This is a genomic window from uncultured Lacinutrix sp. (assembly GCF_947500325.1).
GTDB lineage: Bacteria > Bacteroidota > Bacteroidia > Flavobacteriales > Flavobacteriaceae > Lacinutrix.
In genome coordinates, this window is record NZ_CANMRQ010000027.1 from 1 (window position 1) to 18,976 (window position 18,976).

18 protein-coding genes and 2 tRNA genes are annotated in these 18,976 nt (G+C 28.8%); 9 read left to right on the plus strand and 11 right to left on the minus strand.

The features are described 5' to 3' along the window. Positions 1–469 precede the first annotated feature (469 nt). From Q0997_RS18540 to Q0997_RS18550, 3 genes are all read right to left on the minus strand, one after another. Positions 470–922, minus strand: coding sequence for a hypothetical protein (locus Q0997_RS18540; protein ID WP_299891746.1), 453 nt, complete (start codon positions 920–922; stop codon positions 470–472). A 248-nt stretch (positions 923–1,170) separates the two neighbouring features. Next, complete coding sequence (locus Q0997_RS18545; protein ID WP_299891835.1) at positions 1,171–1,407, minus strand: hypothetical protein; 237 nt, start codon at positions 1,405–1,407, stop codon at positions 1,171–1,173. Continuing rightward, complete coding sequence (locus tag Q0997_RS18550; RefSeq protein WP_299891748.1) at positions 1,400–1,855, minus strand: SRPBCC family protein; 456 nt, start codon at positions 1,853–1,855, stop codon at positions 1,400–1,402. The genes Q0997_RS18545 and Q0997_RS18550 overlap by 8 nt, the downstream gene beginning before the upstream one ends. Before the next feature lie 288 nt (positions 1,856–2,143). Here Q0997_RS18550 and Q0997_RS18555 point away from each other — a divergent pair, with 288 nt between their 5' ends. The 8 genes from Q0997_RS18555 (at position 2,144) to Q0997_RS18590 (ending at position 12,686) form a co-directional block, all read left to right on the plus strand. Next, positions 2,144–4,072: a peptidylprolyl isomerase gene (locus tag Q0997_RS18555; RefSeq protein WP_299891751.1), complete on the plus strand. Its 1,929-nt coding sequence runs from the start codon at positions 2,144–2,146 to the stop codon at positions 4,070–4,072. 41 nt (positions 4,073–4,113) lie between these two features. Further along, positions 4,114–4,923: a peptidyl-prolyl cis-trans isomerase gene (locus Q0997_RS18560; protein ID WP_367180223.1), complete on the plus strand. Its 810-nt coding sequence runs from the start codon at positions 4,114–4,116 to the stop codon at positions 4,921–4,923. Further along, positions 4,907–6,340, plus strand: a complete 1,434-nt coding sequence (locus Q0997_RS18565; protein WP_367180224.1) for a peptidylprolyl isomerase — start codon at positions 4,907–4,909, stop codon at positions 6,338–6,340. Before Q0997_RS18560 ends, Q0997_RS18565 begins: the two co-directional genes overlap by 17 nt. Before the next feature lie 6 nt (positions 6,341–6,346). Then, positions 6,347–7,300 (plus strand): MoxR family ATPase, encoded by a 954-nt coding sequence (locus Q0997_RS18570; protein ID WP_299891759.1) that lies wholly within the window; start codon positions 6,347–6,349, stop codon positions 7,298–7,300. A gap of 489 nt (positions 7,301–7,789) precedes the next feature. After that, complete coding sequence (locus tag Q0997_RS18575) at positions 7,790–10,057, plus strand: aconitate hydratase (RefSeq protein WP_299891762.1); 2,268 nt, start codon at positions 7,790–7,792, stop codon at positions 10,055–10,057. Positions 10,058–10,342: 285 nt separating this feature from the next. After that, positions 10,343–11,014, plus strand: a complete 672-nt coding sequence (locus Q0997_RS18580; RefSeq protein WP_299891764.1) for a Crp/Fnr family transcriptional regulator — start codon at positions 10,343–10,345, stop codon at positions 11,012–11,014. 75 nt (positions 11,015–11,089) lie between these two features. Next, positions 11,090–11,977 (plus strand): anti-sigma factor, encoded by an 888-nt coding sequence (locus tag Q0997_RS18585; RefSeq protein WP_299891766.1) that lies wholly within the window; start codon positions 11,090–11,092, stop codon positions 11,975–11,977. A 121-nt stretch (positions 11,978–12,098) separates the two neighbouring features. Continuing rightward, positions 12,099–12,686 (plus strand): TlpA disulfide reductase family protein, encoded by a 588-nt coding sequence (locus tag Q0997_RS18590; protein WP_299891769.1) that lies wholly within the window; start codon positions 12,099–12,101, stop codon positions 12,684–12,686. Here the strand turns inward: Q0997_RS18590 and Q0997_RS18595 are convergent, their stop codons facing one another. The 7 genes from Q0997_RS18595 to Q0997_RS18625 all read right to left on the minus strand — a co-directional run bounded on the left by Q0997_RS18595 (position 12,687) and on the right by Q0997_RS18625 (position 17,823). After that, positions 12,687–13,832 carry a lycopene cyclase family protein gene (locus Q0997_RS18595; protein ID WP_299891771.1) on the minus strand — a complete coding sequence of 382 codons (1,146 nt, stop codon included), beginning with the start codon at positions 13,830–13,832 and terminating at the stop codon, positions 12,687–12,689. Between the two features lie 16 nt (positions 13,833–13,848). Next, positions 13,849–14,298 (minus strand): sterol desaturase family protein, encoded by a 450-nt coding sequence (locus tag Q0997_RS18600; protein WP_299891774.1) that lies wholly within the window; start codon positions 14,296–14,298, stop codon positions 13,849–13,851. Further along, positions 14,298–15,137 carry a phytoene/squalene synthase family protein gene (locus Q0997_RS18605; RefSeq protein WP_299891777.1) on the minus strand — a complete coding sequence of 280 codons (840 nt, stop codon included), beginning with the start codon at positions 15,135–15,137 and terminating at the stop codon, positions 14,298–14,300. The genes Q0997_RS18600 and Q0997_RS18605 overlap by 1 nt, the downstream gene beginning before the upstream one ends. Continuing rightward, the gene (locus Q0997_RS18610; RefSeq protein ID WP_299891780.1) at positions 15,137–16,606 is read right to left on the minus strand and encodes an NAD(P)/FAD-dependent oxidoreductase; all 1,470 of its coding nucleotides are present in this window, start codon (positions 16,604–16,606) and stop codon (positions 15,137–15,139) included. The genes Q0997_RS18605 and Q0997_RS18610 overlap by 1 nt, the downstream gene beginning before the upstream one ends. Positions 16,607–16,610: 4 nt before the next feature. After that, positions 16,611–17,537: a MerR family transcriptional regulator gene (locus Q0997_RS18615; RefSeq protein WP_299891782.1), complete on the minus strand. Its 927-nt coding sequence runs from the start codon at positions 17,535–17,537 to the stop codon at positions 16,611–16,613. Positions 17,538–17,614: 77 nt separating this feature from the next. Next, positions 17,615–17,699 (minus strand) — tRNA-Leu (locus Q0997_RS18620). A gap of 51 nt (positions 17,700–17,750) precedes the next feature. Continuing rightward, positions 17,751–17,823 (minus strand) — tRNA-Lys (locus tag Q0997_RS18625). A gap of 133 nt (positions 17,824–17,956) precedes the next feature. Between Q0997_RS18625 and Q0997_RS18630 the strand changes: the two genes are divergently transcribed. Further along, the gene (locus Q0997_RS18630; protein ID WP_299891785.1) at positions 17,957–18,475 is read left to right on the plus strand and encodes a shikimate kinase; all 519 of its coding nucleotides are present in this window, start codon (positions 17,957–17,959) and stop codon (positions 18,473–18,475) included. Here the strand turns inward: Q0997_RS18630 and Q0997_RS18635 are convergent. Continuing rightward, a complete protein-coding gene (locus Q0997_RS18635) occupies positions 18,467–18,970 on the minus strand; it encodes a phosphoribosyltransferase family protein (RefSeq protein ID WP_299891788.1) in 504 nt (167 codons plus the stop codon). The two genes, Q0997_RS18630 and Q0997_RS18635, sit on opposite strands and share 9 nt — an antisense overlap. Between the last annotated feature and the right edge of the window lie 6 nt (positions 18,971–18,976).

The following is an 18,976-nucleotide window of genomic DNA, read 5'->3' on the forward strand; positions in this document are numbered from 1 at the left end:
TCTATCTATCTATCTATCTATCTATCTATCTATCTATCTATCTATCTATCTATCTATCTATCTATCTATCTATCTATTTTCTATAGAGTGTATTAATTATTATATATGCGAGCATATATAATAAAAAATAGTTATACAAAGTTCTATTGTAGTTAGTCTAAAAGACTTAATAAATTATAACTCAATATTAAGAGGTTTAGAGCGTGCTTTATTTTAAATAGATAGTTGGTAGTTCAATTAGCCTATTTTTGCTACTTGTACGTTATATTTAGTTGCTTAGTAAATGTTATTCCTAATTAGAAAGAAAGCATTCTTTAAGCTTTTTATGGATAAAAAAACGTTATATATTAGTTCTATCGTTCAATACTTAATAAGTATTACTAGGTATAAATAATTTAAGATAATATTATTAAACAAAAAAAATCAAGCCCAACAGGCTTGATTTTTTTATAATAATTTATTGTATTCTTTATTGAATGCTATTTATTATCCATTTACCTATAGTAGCATTATAAGTAAGTTCTGCAAAATCACCTTGATTTATTGTCATATTAGAACTTTGTTCAATTCTATTTCCTATTGAAGAATCTTGGTGATTAGCTAATAATGTGATATTTCCATATGTAGCGTAAATTACAATTTCAGTACCATCATCAGCTGCTTGTATTCCAGTAACAATAAAGTCTCTAAGTTCTGGGCTAATTCTTGTTTTTGGAATAAAAGTTTTATTACCTGGATGAGTTTCTCCTGGGAATATTCCTATGTTGGCATTATTTATTATAATTGGATTTACAGGGTCTTCGTCATTATTAGAATCATTACATTCTATATCATAACTATATGCAGTAAATTCTGTAGTGTCTTTTGTGTTTACATTAAATAAAAAAACTACGGATAAAAGTATTGTTGAAAAAATATTCATAAGAGTTGGGTTTTTAAATAGCTCGATAAAAATACACTATTTGTAGGTAAAACGCTAGTTATTAATATGTTTTAATCTGTATTTTCTATGAAATGCAATTTAAATCGACAAAACGTTATTTTATCTGCTAAATGGAGTCATTTGAATGCATACTCATTGAATTCGTTGAAATACGAGAATTTTATTATTCTATACTGTTTTAGTAGGTTTTACGCTGTTTTTTTTATTATTATCTGTTTCACAGCATGTTATAATGTGTACAATTGACCGCGGTGAGGTTTTAGTGCATTTCTAACAGGTTTCATTTCATCTTCATTGACCACTAAAAAAGCAATGGCATGGAATTCATTTAAAGATTGAAAGCCTGTAATATTTAGTGAGAGTTTTTCAAGAAGTACATATTGCTTTAAATGTATTTCGTGATGTTCTGCAATTTTTAGAGCATCAGGTCCTCGAAAATCCCAGATAAGTTTTAATTTACGCATTATAAACAGAAATTCCTTTTTCAACAAAATTTTTAAAATCTGATAGATACTGCATAGATTGTTTTTTAAATGTTTTTGGCATCAATAGCGTCATAAAATGCATTATAAGCCCTGTTGGGATGAACTCACTTTTACAAATCCATTTTGTATAACCTTCTGGTGTACTCTCAAAATAATTTTTTTGAACATTGTGTAAGCCTTTTGTATCATAGTTAACATGAAAGGCATTTGGTAAATTGTTACTGGTAATTGTTTCTGTTAAGGTTAAAAGTCTTTTGCCAAATTTATAATTTAATTTCATTTTGGCTCCGGTTTTACCTGGTTCACCATGTATATGTTCATAACTTTGTAAACCACGTTGCCAATGCTTCATGTTATCTTGATTATCCATTTTTTTTACAAAGACTTCAATAGGAACTTCAATAATAATTTCAGAAGTATATTTCATAAGTGTTTTATAACAATTTTTTGAAAGTTATATAAAAATAAAGAGACAGCATAAAAGCGCCGCTAAATGATTTTTTTATTCGATTAAAAGGATAATTATAATTTAAATAATATTTTTTTATAGACTTTTTAAACACAGTTTTAATTCTAACATAGAAGCACTATTTATTGCTTAGACTTTATTCGTATAAATAACAAAATAAATTAAATATAGTATCGTTTAGTATTGTACTTGTATAGTAGCCTAATATTATTATTTTTGCAACACTTGAAAAAAAATAAATTACCTATGAATCTTAAAACTCTAGTTGGTCTTTTTAGCTTATTTTTTATAACTATTTTTAGTTTAAATGCTCAAGAGAAAGATATTATTTTTACAATAGATGGAAATCCTGTATATGCGTCTGAATTCTCAAGAGTTTATAATAAAAATCTAGACTTAGTAAAAGAAGAAGCTCAAAAGGATATTGATGGTTATTTAAAATTATTTATTGATTATAAACTTAAACTTCAAGAAGCAAAAGCACTAGGTTTAGATAAAAAGCCTTCATATATAAGAGAATATGAAAGCTATAAAAACCAATTATCTAGAAATTATTTAAACGATACTAAAGTAACAGATGCCTTAGTAGAAGAAGCTTATAATAGATTGAAAGAAGAGGTTAACGCTAGTCATATTTTAATAAGAGTAAATCAAAATGCGAATCCTAATGATACATTAGTAGCATATAATGAAATGCTAAAATTAAGAGATCGTGTTTTAAAAGAAGGATACAAAGCAGTACAAAAAGAAGTTCATAATGGAAAAACTATATATGCTGAAGATTTAGGCTATTTTTCGACGTTTAAAATGGTTTATGATTTTGAAAACGCTGCATATAATACTGCAGTTGGAGATGTTTCAATGCCATTTAGAACACGTTTTGGTTATCATATAGTAAAAGTAATAGATAAGAGAGCATCTCAAGGTAAAGTAACTGCAGCTCATATAATGATAAAAGGCGATGAAGAAAAAATTAAAGATATATACAAACGTTTAGAACAAGGAGAAGTATTTGAAGCTTTAGCAAAACAATTTTCTGAAGATAAAAGCTCTGCAAGTAATGGTGGTCTTTTAAAACCATTTTCTGGTGGTGAACTTAGTTCTACAGAGTTTGAAAAAGAAGCATTTGGTTTAATAAAAAAAGGAAGCTATTCTAAACCATTTAAAAGTCAATTTGGATGGCATATTGTAAAACTTATAGAAAAAAAGCCACTAGCCTCTTTTGAAGATATGAAATCGCAATTACAGTCTAAAATTAAACGCGATTCTAGATCTCAATTAATTAATGATTCTCGTATTAATAATTTAAAAGCTAAATACAATATTGTAGAAAATCCAAATGCATTAGATTATTTTAAATCTATTATCACTAAAGACTTTATATCTGGTAAATGGTCTATTCCTAAAGATCTTCAAGGCGATAAAAAACTTTTCTCTATAAACGACAAATCATTTATTTATAAAGATTTTGCTCAGCATTTAAGTAAAAGTCAAAGAAGAAAGTCGGGAATAAAATCATTAAATACAATCGTTGAAAATAGTTATGAAACATATATGAATAGTGAATTATTAAAGTTTCAAGAAGAAAATTTAATTAATGAAAATGAAGAATATGCTCAAATAGCTGGAGAGTATAGAGATGGTTTATTACTTTTTGATTTAATGGAAACAGAAATATGGAATGCTGCAAAGAGCGATTCTATTGGTGTTAAAGATTATTATAATAAGAATAAGAAAGATTACTTCTTTAATGAAAGAGTAGATGCCATTGTTGGGTCTTCTGCTAAGAAAAAGAATATTAAAAAAGTGGCTAAGCTTTTAGAGAAAGGAAAAACAGTAGAAGAAATAAAAACTATTTTAAATACTAATAATGAAGTAAATGTAAGTTTTACTACCTCAGAAATGGATAAAAAGCATCAAGCGTTACCAGAGGGTTTCAAATTTAAAAAAGGCGTTTCTAAAATATATAATCATAATAACGCATTCGTAGTAGTAAAAGTTAAAACTATTTTACCAAAAGCTGAGAAAACTTTTGAAGAAGCAAAAGGAAAAGTTATAAGTGATTTTCAAACAGCTAAAGAGAAAACATGGTTAAAAACTCTGGCATCTAAATACAAAATAGAGTTAAATCAAGACGTTTTAAATAAAGTTAAAGAACAAATTAAAAATCAATAATTATTAAAAAAGTTAGTTACATATTAATAATTGTGGTGTTGGTGTCTTGTAAATTTTTCAAGTCATCTACAGACGAAAATGCTATTGCAAGGGTAAATGAAGCTTATTTGTATCAAGACGATATTCTTGATATTCTACCAGAAAATTATACTAAAGAAGATAGCACAATAATAGTTAATGATTATATAAACCGTTGGGCTACAGAACAACTCTTAGTTAATGGAGCTACATTAAATTTAGAAGAGAGTACTCAAAAAGATTTCGATAGACTAGTAAAGCAATATAGAAGTGATTTATATAGTAAAGCGTATTTAGAAGCATTAGTATATAAGAGTTTAGATACATTAGTAACAAGCCAAGAAGCAGAAGCGTATTATGAAAATAATAAAGAAGCTTTTAAATTAAATGAAGACCTTATAAAATTTAGATATATCAACTTAGATAATAATAGACTTGATTTGAGTGATATAAAAGAAAAGTTTAAACGCTATAATTTAAGTGATAAAAAACATTTAGACTCTATAGCCATACAATTTAGATCATATTCTTTAAACGATTCTGCATGGATTCGTTTAGATCAAGCAATCATTAAAATTCCTGTTATTACAACAGAAAACAAAAATGAACTGTTAAAAAAATCTAATTTTATACAACTCAAAGATTCATTAGGACTATATTTGATGCAAATTAATGAGGTGCAAACAAGAAACTCTATTGCTCCACTAGAATACGTTAATCCAACAATTAATCAAATTGTTATTAATAAACGGAAACTAGAACTCATTAGACAATTAGAAAAAGACATTACAAAAGATGCCATTAAAAATAAACAATTTGAAATTTATAAATAACTTGAAATACCTTAAAGCTTTTAGCTTAACCTTTTTTGTTGCTAGCAGTATGTTTGCACAAGAAATAATAAACGATACTGCAGTAACAGAAACAAAAGTTGCTGATAGTGTAAAACCTTTTTCTGAAATAAAAGTTGACGGTGTTGCTGCCGTAGTTGGAGAATATATAGTTTTAGATAGTGATGTAGATAAGACAATTTTACAATTAAAAGCTAATGGCAACGATTTGTCTCAGTTTTCAGATTGTGAGTTGTTTGGTAGATTATTAGAAGATAAATTATACGCTCATCATGCAATACAAGATAGTATTGTTATAAATGATGCAGAAATTCGTTCTTATGTAAATCAACAAGTAGATAGGTTTAAAGTAAACTTTAATAATTCTGAAGAAGAAATGCTTAAGTTCTATAAAAAAGACAATTTAAAGAGCTTAAAAGATGAAATGTTTGAAATTAATAAAGCAAACAGATTAGCCTCAGAAATGCAAAAGAAAATTATTGATGATGTTGAAGTAACTCCAGATGAAGTAAGACAATATTTTAATGATATACCAAAAGAAGAACGCCCAGTTTTTGGAACAGAATTAAAGGTAGCTCAAATAGTTATAGAACCTAAGGTTTCAAAAGAAGCTGAGCAAAAAGTTATCGATAAACTTAAAGGGTTTAAAAAAGATGTTGAAGAGAACGGCGCTAGTTTTAGTGCTAAAGCTTTATTTAATTCTGCAGATACAGGTTCTAAAAGAACAGGTGGTCGTTTACCTACAATGAATCGTGCTAAGCCACAAATGGTAAAAGAATTTAGAGAAGTAACATTTTCTATGCAAGAAGGAGAAATCTCTGAACCTTTCAAAACAGAATATGGATATCATATAGTTTATTTAGAAAAAATTAGAGGTCAAGAGTATGACGCACGTCACATTTTATTGATACCAGAAGTTTCAGAAGCTGAAAAGCAAGAAGCAAAAGAAAGGTTAGAAACAGTAAGAAAAAGTATAATTGCTGGTGATATTAGTTTTGAAGATGCTGCAAGAGAAGCTAGTGACGAAATTAAAACAAAATATGAAGGCGGATTAATTAGAAATCCAGAAACTCAAGATTTTACATTTCCGCTTACTAAAATGCCTACAGAAATCTATACAGAAATACAAGATTTAGGAGAAAATGAAGTTACAGAAATAGTGTCAGATTATACTAGAACTGGAAACGTTAAATATAAAATTTACACAGTTTCAGATAGAATTGATGAACATGAAGCTAATTTTTCTAGAGATTTCTTAAAAATTAAAGAATTAGCTTTAAACGAAAAACGTTTAAAAGCTATTGCTAAATGGCAAGAAGAAAAAATAATGGATACCTATATAAAAATTGGAGGTGTTTATAAAGATTGTGAATTCACTAATAATTGGCTAAAGAAATAATAATAAATGTCAGACGTAAACGCTATCAACCAGTTAGTTACAAAGTATAAAGAATTAAGAAAAGAAATAGCCAAAGTTATAGTTGGTCAGGAAGATGTTGTAAATCAAATCCTTATTTCAATTTTTTCTGGAGGTCATGCACTATTAATTGGTGTTCCTGGTTTAGCAAAAACGTTAATGGTAAATACTATTGCTCAAACTTTAGGATTAGATTTTAAGCGTATTCAATTTACACCAGATTTAATGCCAAGTGATATTTTAGGTAGTGAAATATTAGATGAAAGTCGAAACTTTAAATTTATTAAAGGGCCAATTTTTGCTAATATTATTTTAGCAGATGAAATTAATCGTACGCCACCAAAAACACAGGCTGCATTATTAGAAGCAATGCAAGAAAGAGCAGTCACTGTAGCTGGTCACCATTATAAATTAGATTTACCATATTTTGTTTTAGCAACACAAAATCCTATTGAGCAAGAAGGAACATATCCTTTACCTGAAGCACAATTAGACCGTTTTATGTTTGCAATTAACTTAGATTACCCAACATTTGATGAAGAAGTAGAGGTTGTAAAAGCAACAACAAGTGATGCTAAACCTTCTGTAAATGCTTTATTTAATGCTAAAGAGATTATAGACTTTCAACAGTTAATTCGTCGTATTCCTGTAGCGGATAATGTTATTGAATATGCTGTTAAAATGGTGGCAAAAACAAGACCAAATGCAGATACAGCAGCAGATTTAGTTAAGCAATATATAGATTGGGGAGCAGGACCAAGAGCTTCACAAAATTTAATTTTAGCAGCAAAAACTCATGCTGCAATAAATGGTAAATTTTCACCAGATATTGAAAATGTTCAAGCAGTAGCTACTAGTATTTTGCGTCATAGAATAATTAAAAACTATAAAGCTGAAGCTGAAGGCGTAACCGAAGAACAGATTATCAAGTCTCTATTTTAAATGAAGGTTAAACAACTTATTGTTCCTTTAGTACTTTTTGTTGTTGGAATAGTATTTATTATAGTTGGGGTTTTATTTAAAATTCAACATTGGCCTTATGGAGTCCAAATTTTGTCAATTGGTACTTTTATGCAAGCAGCAAGTCTTATTGCTTTAATAATTATACTACTGAAATTCTTTCTTAAGAAGTAAATAAATACTACATAATTTTATTTCTATAACTGTTTTTTATTTATAAATAGTAAAATTTTATGATTATGAAATCAGTTTTTTTATCGATTCATAATTTAGGGCTTGTCAATTTGTGATTTTTTTAAATATAAAATTATCATTTTCATAAAATAAGACTCTTATTTTTCTAATATATTAGCAAGTTCGCAAACGTTTTCGTGATTGATTACAAATTTTTTAATGTGTGTTGATTTTTGTAGATTTGCGAACCGAAACTTTCGGAAATATAAACTAAAATTCAACCTAAAATTATTATATATGGCATTCGATATTGATATGATTAAAAAGGTTTATGCTCAAATGGCAGAACGTGTTGATGCAGCTCGTGAAGTCGTTGGTAAACCACTTACACTTTCAGAAAAAATTCTATACAATCACCTTTGGGATGGTAAAGCTACAAAAGCGTTTACTAGAGGTAAAGATTATGTAGATTTTGCACCAGATCGTATCGCATGTCAAGATGCTACTGCTCAAATGGCTTTATTGCAATTTATGCAAGCTGGAAAAAATAAAGTAGCAGTACCAACAACCGTACATTGCGATCACTTAATTCAAGCTAAAGATGGAGCAGCAACCGATTTAAAAAATGCTAACGATGTTAGTAGTGAAGTATTTAACTTCTTAGAGTCAGTCTCTAATAAATATGGTATTGGTTTTTGGAAACCTGGAGCAGGAATTATTCATCAAGTAGTATTAGAAAATTATGCATTTCCAGGAGGAATGATGATTGGTACAGATTCTCACACAGTAAATGCTGGTGGTTTAGGTATGGTTGCTATTGGAGTTGGTGGAGCAGATGCTGTAGATGTTATGGCAGGTATGGCTTGGGAACTTAAATTCCCTAAATTAATAGGAGTTAAATTAACAGGGAAATTGTCTGGTTGGACAGCTCCAAAAGATGTTATCCTAAAAGTTGCAGGTATTATTTCTGCTAAAGGTGGTACAGGAGCAATTGTAGAGTACTTTGGAGAAGGTGCTAACGCAATGTCTTGTACAGGAAAAGGTACTATTTGTAATATGGGAGCCGAAATTGGAGCAACAACATCTACTTTTGGTTATGACGAATCTATGGAGCGTTATTTACGTGCTACAGAAAGAGCAGATGTTGCAGATGCAGCAAACCAAGTTAAAGATTATTTAACAGCAGATCCTGAAGTATATGCAAATCCTGAGCAATATTTTGATCAATTAATTGAAATTAATTTATCAGAATTAGGACCGTTATTAAATGGACCGTTTACACCAGATTTATCTACTGAAGTTGGTAATACAATGACAGAAAAGGCTAAAGCAAACGATTGGCCAATAAATGTAGAATGGGGATTAATAGGGTCTTGTACTAATTCTTCTTATGAAGATTTATCTCGAGCATCTTCAATTGCACAACAAGCATTAGATAAAGGTTTAAAAATGAAAGCAGAATTAGGTATTAATCCTGGTTCAGAAAAAGTAAGATATACGGCAGATAGAGATGGTATTCTTGGAATATTCGAAAAACTTGATGCTAAAATATTTACTAATGCATGTGGACCATGTATTGGGCAATGGGCTAGATATAGCGATCCTAAAAATGCACCAAAAAATAGTATAGTTCACTCGTTTAATAGAAACTTTGCAAAGCGTGCAGATGGTAACCCTAATACACATGCTTTTGTTGCTTCTCCAGAATTAACTGCAGCAATAGCAGTAGCTGGACGTTTAGATTTTAACCCGTTGACAGATAAGTTAATAAATGAAAATGGAGAAGAAGTAATGTTCGATGAACCAACTGGATGGGAATTACCTCCAAAAGGTTTTGAAGTAAAAGATAATGGTTATTTAGAGCCTGTTGCAGATGGAAGTGGAGTAGAAGTTGTAGTTAGTCCAACATCAGAAAGATTAGAACTATTAACACCTTTTGTACCTATTGGAAATGAAATAAAAGGAGCTAAACTTTTAATAAAAGCTTTTGGTAAATGTACTACAGATCATATCTCTATGGCTGGACCTTGGTTACGTTTTAGAGGACACTTAGATAATATTTCTAATAACTGTTTAATTGGTGCTGTAAATGCTTTTGGTCAAAAAACAAACTTCGTTAAAAACCAGTTAACTGGAGAGTATGGCGGAGTGCCAGATACGGCAAGAGCATATAAAGCTGCAGGAGTTCGTACGGTTGTTGTTGGAGATCATAACTATGGTGAAGGTTCTTCACGTGAGCATGCTGCAATGGAACCAAGACACTTAGGTGTTGCTGCAGTAATTGTTAAATCATTTGCTCGTATTCATGAAACAAACCTAAAAAAACAAGGTATGTTAGGTTTAACATTCGTTAATGAAGCAGATTATGATAAAATTCAAGAAGATGATACTATAAACTTCTTAGATTTAGATGCATTTGCTCCTGGTAAAACTTTAAATATAGAGTTTGTACATGCAGATGGTTCTAAAGATGTTATAGAAGTAAATCATACTTATAATCAGTCTCAAATAGATTGGTATAATGAAGGTTCTGCATTAAATTTAATTAAGAAAGAGAACGCTTAATATAATTTATAAAAATTGTAGAAAGCCATTCAAGAAATTGAATGGCTTTTTTGTATCTAATAGACACTATTTAATGATAAATTAACAGTTAATTACATCAATAAAAATTAATAAGAATAACGAGATTTAAGTTTTTAAAAAGAATAAGTTCAAATTTTAAAGGAGTTTAAATTGGGTTTTAGATACAATAATAAAATCTGTAACGTTTTTTTTTACGTATTATAGTAAGTAATTAGTTTGGATTCAGACTATAGTAACTAGATCTAATATTAAAACGTACTCAAAATGAATTCACTTTGGTTTTTTGAAGACACAAATCTCTTCAAAGTTTTGTGTCCCCACAAGTTTAAGGCATATAAAAAAGATCATGATTTTGATGCTTATAAAAAGAAAGATTACATCTATTTTACTGAAGATTCGGCCAATAAAGTTTACCTTATAGAAAAAGGAAAGGTTAAAATAGGATACTATAGTGAACAAGGAGAAGAAGTAGTAAAAGCAATTTTGTCAAAAGGACAGCTTTTTGGTGAAAAAGCTATTTTAGGTGAATCTAAACGTGATGAATTTGCGCAATCTTTAGATAATAGTACATCCATTTGCCCAATAGGAGTGGAAACTATGCACGAATTAATGAGAGATAATCAAACATTTAGTTTCAAGGTGTATAAGTTTATAGGACTTAAATTTAAAAAATTAGAAAGACGTCTTCAGCTTCTAATGTTTAAGGATACTAAAACAAGATTATTAGAGTTTTTAGATGAATTATGTACAGACTATGGTTATGATTGTCCAAATACAGGAGATCACATAATAAAACACCCGTACACACAAAAAGATATAGCTTCTCTTATTGGTACTTCTAGACCAACATTAAACATTTTAATAAATGAATTAAAAGAAGGAGAAGTACTTGATTTTAATAGACATGAAATAAGATTATATAAAAAAATGGCTTAATGTTAGATAGCTAACATTTTACTACTCTTTTCTAATATAGCTTTGTATTTATATTAATAAATAAAAAACAAAGTAATGATTAAAAGAATGATTTTAGGAGTTTTGGCATTAGGTTTTCTTGCCACTTCTTGTAGTAATGATGATGATGCAATACAAATACCAACAAATTCATCTTTAACAGTGGATTTTAGTGGTTTAGAAGCATTAGGAAGTGATTATGTTTATGAAGGCTGGATAATTGTAAATGGAGCTCCTGTATCTACAGGAACATTTAGTTCTGTAACGTTCCCGCAAACATTTCAAGTAAGTACAACTCAATTAGCAGCAGCAACAAAGTTTGTTTTATCAATTGAACCAGCAGTAGATCCAGATCCATTACCTGCAGATACTAAAATATTAGAAGGAGATTTTGCAGGAGACATGGCAACTCTAGATTCTAATGAAATAGTAGGAGATTTTTCTACATCAACTGGGGAATATATTTTAGCAACACCAACAGATAATGACATGACTAATGAGTCTAGTGGAGTATGGTTTTTAAATAACTCAGGTACTGCTCCAGTGGCAGGTCTATCTTTACCAACACTTCAGCCAGGGTGGAAATATGAAGGTTGGGCAGTAATTGATGGTACGCCACTAAGTACCGGAACATTTACTAATGTAGCTGCTACCGATGATTTAGCACCTTATAGCGGGCCAGTTGCATTACCAATGCCAAATGGAACAGATGGTTTTTTTCCAGGTGAAGATTTTTTATTAAATGCTCCTACAGGAATGACTTTCCCAGTAGATTTAAAAGGAAAAACTATAGTTATATCTGTAGAACCTAGTCCAGATAATAGTCCAGCACCTTTTACATTAAAGCCTTTGGCTCATGTGGTACCGGCTACAGCTATGGATCATACACCAATAGGAATGGGAGTTGGTCCAGTACAATCATTATCAGGTTCTGTTACTAGATAATGTTAAAAAAAACAATAGTTTAAAAAAATAGCATACTTGTTTTGCAACTATAGATTTCGATTTATTAAGTAAAATAGTATTGTTTGTTTTTTATTAGATCGGAAGTGCCAATTTATTTAAATTGGCACTTCATTATTTAGTAGATATGGAGAAAAAAAACATTTCGGTTAAAAATATATTATTATTTATAATAATAGTTTTATTAATTATCCCGCAAACTAGACAACAAATACAAATAGTACTCAATAAAGGAATGGCGATGATTAGTCCTAGTATTGAAAATACAGGAAGAAGTGTTCAGATTAGTAGTTATGATTGGGAATTGAAAGACTTAAATGGTAATGTTTTTAATCTTAATAATAGTAAAGGAAGAGTAGTTTTAATTAATATATGGGCTACGTGGTGTCCTCCTTGCATTGCAGAAATGCCTTCATTAAATAATTTAAATAATGATTATAAAGATAAAATAGATATTATTTTAGTCTCAAATGAAGATCAGAAAGTAATAAAAACTTTTCTTGATAAAAATAATTATAATTTTGAAGTGTTTACTCCAATAAAACAAGCTCCTAAAACATTTACTGTAAATAGTATACCTAGAACATTTTTAATAGATAAAAAAGGGGATATTATAATTGATGAATCTGGAGCAGCTAATTGGAATAGTAGTAAAGTGAGACAAACGATAGATAATTTATTAAAAGTATAGTTATAAAGTTTTAAAAAATGCTTTTATAAAAGAAAAAGAAAACAAAGACATCATAATCTTAAGCTCATCCTTAAAACTAGAATTTTCATCTAAAAATGAAAACATAGTATTTACAGAGTTTTTTGCGTAAAACTGTTTAAAAATCCATTCGCCGTTTTCGTTATTATCATGCAATACTTTTAAGAAGATTTTATCATAAAATTTATACCTTTTTTTAAACAGTCCATATGTAGGACGTTTGCCTTCTTTTATATTTGATACAATCTGTGTGATTTTTTTTTCTGTATGTTTAAAAGAGTAACCAGTACTTCCTTTTACCCAACCGCCGCCAGTACCAATTTTAGTAATGTTCTTTGAAGAATAATTTTCAAAAGGAAAAGTTGTCATAGGTATATTTCCAGATTCCTCTTCTGTGATTTTATAATTTTCAATTTTTAATATATCTGAAATATATAGTTTTAAATAACGATCATAAATATGGTCTTCAACAATTTTTGGGGTGAAATAAGTAAACTCAACAAGAGCTTTATTTTGTGATAATGGAAGAACGTAAGTAAATGTTGTTTGGTTGTTGTCTTTTATTCTATAATCCATCATTGTAAAAACTTCAGGATTAAACGCAGTTGTTTCTGTTTCTATTATCCAACCTTTAAAATGTTGATTTATTATTGTGTATTTATCTTTTTTATTAAAATAATCTTTTGTTAATCTACTGTCGAATACATGATTAGCTGTGTATTTCGATTTACTTGTGGTGACTATTGGTTTAGTTCCTTCTTCTGTAGAAAGAACATTATCTATAATAAAATGAAAATTACTTTTAGATTTTAGTTGAGTTTTTGCATTATTATAAAAATCAATAGCTCTAATTGATTTGTATTGATATGGGGATAGATTTAATTCTAATTTTTGTTTAGAAGAAAAAAACAAAGCTTCATTCCATGATTTTGATATTAAATGGTCCCATTTACCATCTTCTTTTTCCCAAAAACTCCATGTTTTATCATTTGTACTTTTTCTAGATTTATCAATTAACGCAATTTTTTTATTTTTAAAATAAGAATCTTCTGCAAATGCTAATGCGAGTTGTAATCCTGCTAAACCATTTCCAATAATGATATAATCGAAAGTGAAAGGGCTTTTCATTTATAAAGTAAGGTAATTAACGTTTAAAGTATTTAAAAGGCACGAAAAGCATTCCAAAGCATTCTCCATCACCTTTTCCTAAATGTTTATGATGAATCTTATGGGCTCGTCTTACACCTTTAGCGTACCAATTATTAACGTTACGAAACATTTTAAAACGTTGGTGAATAAAAATATCATGAACAATGAAATAAGCTGCTCCATAGGCCATAATTCCTAAGCCAATTGGTAAACAGTACCATATATTTTCATAACTCCATAAGTAAAAACATGTCATACTTACTATAGCATAAAAAATAAAAAAAGCATCATTTCTCTCAAACCAACTATCATGGTCTTTATGGTGGTGATCTTTATGTAGAGACCATAAAAAACCATGCATTACATACTTATGAGTGAACCAAGCCATAAATTCCATTATAGAGAAGGTTCCAAAAAAAACTATTATCCAATATATTGTTTGCATTACATTAAGTTAAGTTGATATTTAACATAGCTTCTGGTTAGTAGCTCTACTTTTTTATAATTAGGAACTCTAATTCTAGCAGATTTAATATCTAAAGCTGGAGTTTTTTTGAGTTTTTTTAATAATTGATTATAGTATCTATAAGCCATAAATACACCAAATTTAGCTTCCATAGGTAATTCTTTAATACCTTTTAAACCTTCAGAAAAATCATTTTCTATGTCTTTAATTATATGTTGTTTAGCTTCTTCGTCTAAGTTATTTAAATCTGTATTTGGAAAATAAGAACGCTCTAAATCATCAAAATCGGCTTTTAAATCTCTTAAGAAGTTTACTTTTTGAAAAGCAGACCCTAAAGACATAGCAGAGTCCTTTAATTGATTATATTTTTTATCGTCCCCTTTAACAAAAACTTTTAAACACATTAACCCAACCACATCAGCAGATCCATATATATAATCTTTATACTCTTCTTTTGTAATATATTTTGTTTTATAAAGATCTAGACGCATACTTTTCATAAATGAATCTACCATATGCTTTTCAATGTTATATTTATGATAAGTATGTTGAAAAGAATTTAAAATAGGATTCAAACTTATTTTGTCAATTAAAGCAGTTTCGAGATCTTTTTCAAACCGTTCGAATAAATCTTTTTTATCATAATCATGAAAAGTATCTACAATCTCATCAGCGAACCTTACAAAACCATATATGTTATAGATGTCCTGTCTAATTGTATTAGAAAGCATTTTTGTTGCCATTGAGAATGAAGTACTGTACGATTGAGTAACAATTCTACTACAATTATAAGAAACGGAATCAAATAAGGCTTTCATTATATTTTGTGGTTTTTAGTGATTAATTCTGCTACTAATTTTCCAGATATTAATGCTGGTGGAACACCAGGACCTGGAACTGTTAATTGGCCTGTAAAGTATAAGTTACTTACTTTTTTACTTTTTAGTTTTGGTCTTAAAAATGCAGTTTGTAATAAGGTATTGGCCATACCATATGCATTTCCTTTATATGAATTATAGTCTTTTATAAAATCGTTAACACAAAATGATTCCTTAAAGATAATAGATTCTTGAACATTTTGAGAGGTTAAGTTTTCAAATCTTGTAATAATTTTCTTAAAATATTGTTCTCTAATTTCATTTGTATCTTGTATTCCTGGTGCTAAAGGAATTAAAAAAATGCCAGCTTCTTTTCCCTCCGGAGCAGAACTTGTATCTGTTATACTAGGGAAACTAGCATAAAATAATGGGTTTTCTGGCCATTTAGGATTGTCGTATATATCTTTTGCATGTTTTTCAAAGTCTACGTCAAAAAATAAGGTGTGATGATTAACGTTTCTTAACTTTTTATCAAATCCTACATAAAAGAGTAGAGAAGAAGGAGCAAATGTTTTTTTACTCCAATATTTTTCGGTGTATTGCCTGTATTTAAAATCTAATAATGTTTCACTATGATGATAATCTGCTCCACTTAATACAATGTCACAATTTACTTTTTTGTCGTTAATTAATAATTGAGAAGCATTTCCATTATTACCAACAATTATTTTGTTAACAGATGCATTTGTTTTGATATTTACTCCTAAAGACTTAGCGAGCTTTTCCATAGCTAATACAACTTGATACATACCCTTTTTAGGGTGGAAAGTTCCAATGCCAAAATCGGCATAATTCATAAAGCTATAGAAAGATGGAGTATTACTAGGTTTCGCACCTAAAAAAAGGACTGGGAACTCTAAAATTTGAGCTAAACGTTTATTCTTGAATTCTTTCCTTACATCACGTTTTATCGTACTTAGAAATTGATTGATTTTTTTTATAGTAACCGGTGTAACTAATTCTAAAGGAGACACGCCAGGCCTATAAACTAAATCTTTAATAGCTACATCATAATTGTTTTTAGCGTTATTGATAAACTTTTTTAAACTTTTAGAACTACCAGGTTCTTCTGTTTCAAAAGCATTATATATTTTATCGATAGTATCTTCAATTGTTATATAATCATTTTTTCCAAAATAAACCGAATAAGCAGGATTTAGTTTTTCTAATTTGTAAAACTCTGATGGCGTCTTGTTAAAATCAGCAAAAAACCGCTCAAAAACGTCTGGCATCCAATACCAAGTTGGGCCAATATCGTATGTGAACCCCATTTTTTTTAGTTGCCTAGCTCTACCGCCTATAGTACTATTTTTTTCATAAATAGATACTTTATAACCGGCATTTGCTAAATAGCAAGATGCAGCCAATGCAGAAAACCCAGAACCTATAATAGCAATATGTTTACTCATAGAATTAAACGGCTTTTTGATTTGAATGATAATTATTTTGTAATAAATCATTAGTAGTACTAAATACTTTAATACTGGGCTCTATTTTAGTTTTATCAATTAATTCAACCATTCTACCACATACTAAAAAAGTGTTTTTTGTGTTTTCTAAAAGTTTTTTTGAAAACTCATTTAAATAAGTTTTTAAAACATCTTTTTCGGGTTTAATTGTAAATGAAGATACAAATGTAATTTCTTCATAATAATCTTTTAAATACTCTAAACTATCAATAGGTACACTTTGACCAAGATAAATACTTTGAAAACCTATTGATATTAGTTTATAATTTATATAGAGAATACCAATTTCATGTATTTCATTGTCTGGTAAAAATAATACATGTATTTTTTTATTCTGTTTTATAGGTAAATGTGTTTGAGCTATATCTATAGAAGTAAGAATTTTTTGCTTAATTAGCTCAACTATAAAATGCTCGTGGGCGGGAGTAATAGTATTTGTCTGCCATAATAAACCTATTTTATCTAAAAGTGGTACAAAAATATTACAGAAGATGTCATCGAATGAATGTTCTCTTGTTAAGGTGTTGAATGTGTTGTAAAATATAGCTTGATCAAAATTTAACATTGACATTTTAAATAAATTAACATAATAATTGTTTTTGTCTTTATGCTCAGCTATCTCATTTACTATATTAGGGATTTCTTCAGCCTTTAATTTGGCAATTTTTGATACTTTATAGCCATTTCTATTTAGGAAGCTAATGTTTAGAAGTTTTTGAAGACTTTTTAGACTATAATACCTAATGTTAGTCTCTGTTCTATTAGGTGCAAAAAGATTATATCTCTTTTCCCATATCCTGATGGTATGTGCTTTAATACCCGAAAGATTTTCTAAATCTTTTATACTAAATTTTGTTTTTATATTGTTCATTGTTTAGCTAATATAGTTAAACAAAATTAAAAAAATATAGCTTTAGATAGTATAAATCAAAAAATAGTGTGGTATAGTGCGCACGAGAAGATTCGAACTTCCACGACCTAAGCGGTCACTGGCCCCTCAAGCCAGCGCGTCTACCAATTCCGCCACGTGCGCATTTAAAATAAAGATAAAAAAAAAGTTAAGCAATTGCTTAACTTTTTTTTGTGACCGGGCTGGGGCTCGAACCCAGGACCCTCTCCTTAAAAGGGAGATGCTCTACCAACTGAGCTACCAGGTCATTAATGTTTTTCTCTAATGAGGGTGCAAATATAAAACGAATTATTATATATACAAGCGTATTTATAATAATTTTTTTGTTTTTTTGTTGACCAATTTCCTATGTTTTTAATAATCAAATAATAAGGTGAAAAATGAATTTAATTTTAATTGGATATATGGCTTCTGGAAAGTCTGCAGTTGGTGTGAAATTAGCAGATTCTTTGAAATATGATTTTGTTGATTTAGATAATTATATTGAATCTCAAGAAAAATGTACCATTAAGGAAATATTCAAAAACAAAGGAGAATTGTATTTTAGAAAACAAGAGAAATTTTGTTTAGAGAAATTAATTTCTGAAAAAAAGAATACAATTATTTCTTTAGGAGGAGGAACACCATGTTATTATAATACCATAAACGAATTAATAGATAATAAAACGTTAAATACTATTTATTTAAAAGTGTCAATTCCTGAATTAGTTAGAAGGCTAAAAAATGAAAAGAATAAAAGACCACTAATAGCTCATATAGAATCTGATGAGTTACTAACAGAATTTATAGGGAAACATTTATTTGAGCGTTCGCAATACTATAATAAAGCAGAGTTTATAGTTAATGCTAACCTTTCAGTTGAGGAGATTATTGAGAATATAATAATTAAGTTATTTTAAATATGCTTCAAAGGTTTTACCTTCTAAAATTATTTCAACATGTTCATTTAAAGAAGTTGATAATGATATACCTTTAAAATCTGCCTTAACAGGGTATTTTTTATGATTTCTATTAACTAGTACAGCTGTTTTAAACTGCTTTAAAGGTACATCTAGAAAATGTTTAACACCATATACAAGCGTTGTACCAGAATTTAATACATCATCAATTAAAACAATAGATTTATTACAATATTCTTCTTTATGCAAAGAGGTTTTAATAGGTTGAATAGGTTCTTTTTTGTTTATAATAACTTTGCAAAGTATAGGTTTAATAGGAGAAATTTTTGCTAAGATGGTTTTTAGTTTTTTTGCTAAAATATAACCGTTACTATCTATGCCTGCAAGTATTACCTCGGTTTCATCGACATTACTTTCGTATATTTGATAAGCAATTCTTCTTATTTTATTGTTTATTTCATCATGTGACAAAATACTGTTTTTTAACTTTAACATACTTTG

What these genes read in the sequence shown, in the direction of transcription:
- Q0997_RS18540 (WP_299891746.1), bottom strand. Translation starts at nt 922, where the DNA reads ATGAATATTTTTTCAACAATACTTTTATCCGTAGTTTTTTTATTTAAT.
- Q0997_RS18545 (WP_299891835.1), bottom strand. Translation starts at nt 1,407, where the DNA reads ATGCGTAAATTAAAACTTATCTGGGATTTTCGAGGACCTGATGCTCTA.
- Q0997_RS18550 (WP_299891748.1), bottom strand. Translation starts at nt 1,855, where the DNA reads ATGAAATATACTTCTGAAATTATTATTGAAGTTCCTATTGAAGTCTTT.
- Q0997_RS18555 (WP_299891751.1), top strand. Translation starts at nt 2,144, where the DNA reads ATGAATCTTAAAACTCTAGTTGGTCTTTTTAGCTTATTTTTTATAACT.
- Q0997_RS18570 (WP_299891759.1), top strand. Translation starts at nt 6,347, where the DNA reads ATGTCAGACGTAAACGCTATCAACCAGTTAGTTACAAAGTATAAAGAA.
- Q0997_RS18575 (WP_299891762.1), top strand. Translation starts at nt 7,790, where the DNA reads ATGGCATTCGATATTGATATGATTAAAAAGGTTTATGCTCAAATGGCA.
- Q0997_RS18580 (WP_299891764.1), top strand. Translation starts at nt 10,343, where the DNA reads ATGAATTCACTTTGGTTTTTTGAAGACACAAATCTCTTCAAAGTTTTG.
- Q0997_RS18585 (WP_299891766.1), top strand. Translation starts at nt 11,090, where the DNA reads ATGATTAAAAGAATGATTTTAGGAGTTTTGGCATTAGGTTTTCTTGCC.
- Q0997_RS18595 (WP_299891771.1), bottom strand. Translation starts at nt 13,832, where the DNA reads ATGAAAAGCCCTTTCACTTTCGATTATATCATTATTGGAAATGGTTTA.
- Q0997_RS18600 (WP_299891774.1), bottom strand. Translation starts at nt 14,298, where the DNA reads ATGCAAACAATATATTGGATAATAGTTTTTTTTGGAACCTTCTCTATA.
- Q0997_RS18605 (WP_299891777.1), bottom strand. Translation starts at nt 15,137, where the DNA reads ATGAAAGCCTTATTTGATTCCGTTTCTTATAATTGTAGTAGAATTGTT.
- Q0997_RS18610 (WP_299891780.1), bottom strand. Translation starts at nt 16,606, where the DNA reads ATGAGTAAACATATTGCTATTATAGGTTCTGGGTTTTCTGCATTGGCT.
- Q0997_RS18615 (WP_299891782.1), bottom strand. Translation starts at nt 17,537, where the DNA reads ATGAACAATATAAAAACAAAATTTAGTATAAAAGATTTAGAAAATCTT.
- Q0997_RS18630 (WP_299891785.1), top strand. Translation starts at nt 17,957, where the DNA reads ATGAATTTAATTTTAATTGGATATATGGCTTCTGGAAAGTCTGCAGTT.
- Q0997_RS18635 (WP_299891788.1), bottom strand. Translation starts at nt 18,970, where the DNA reads ATGTTAAAGTTAAAAAACAGTATTTTGTCACATGATGAAATAAACAAT.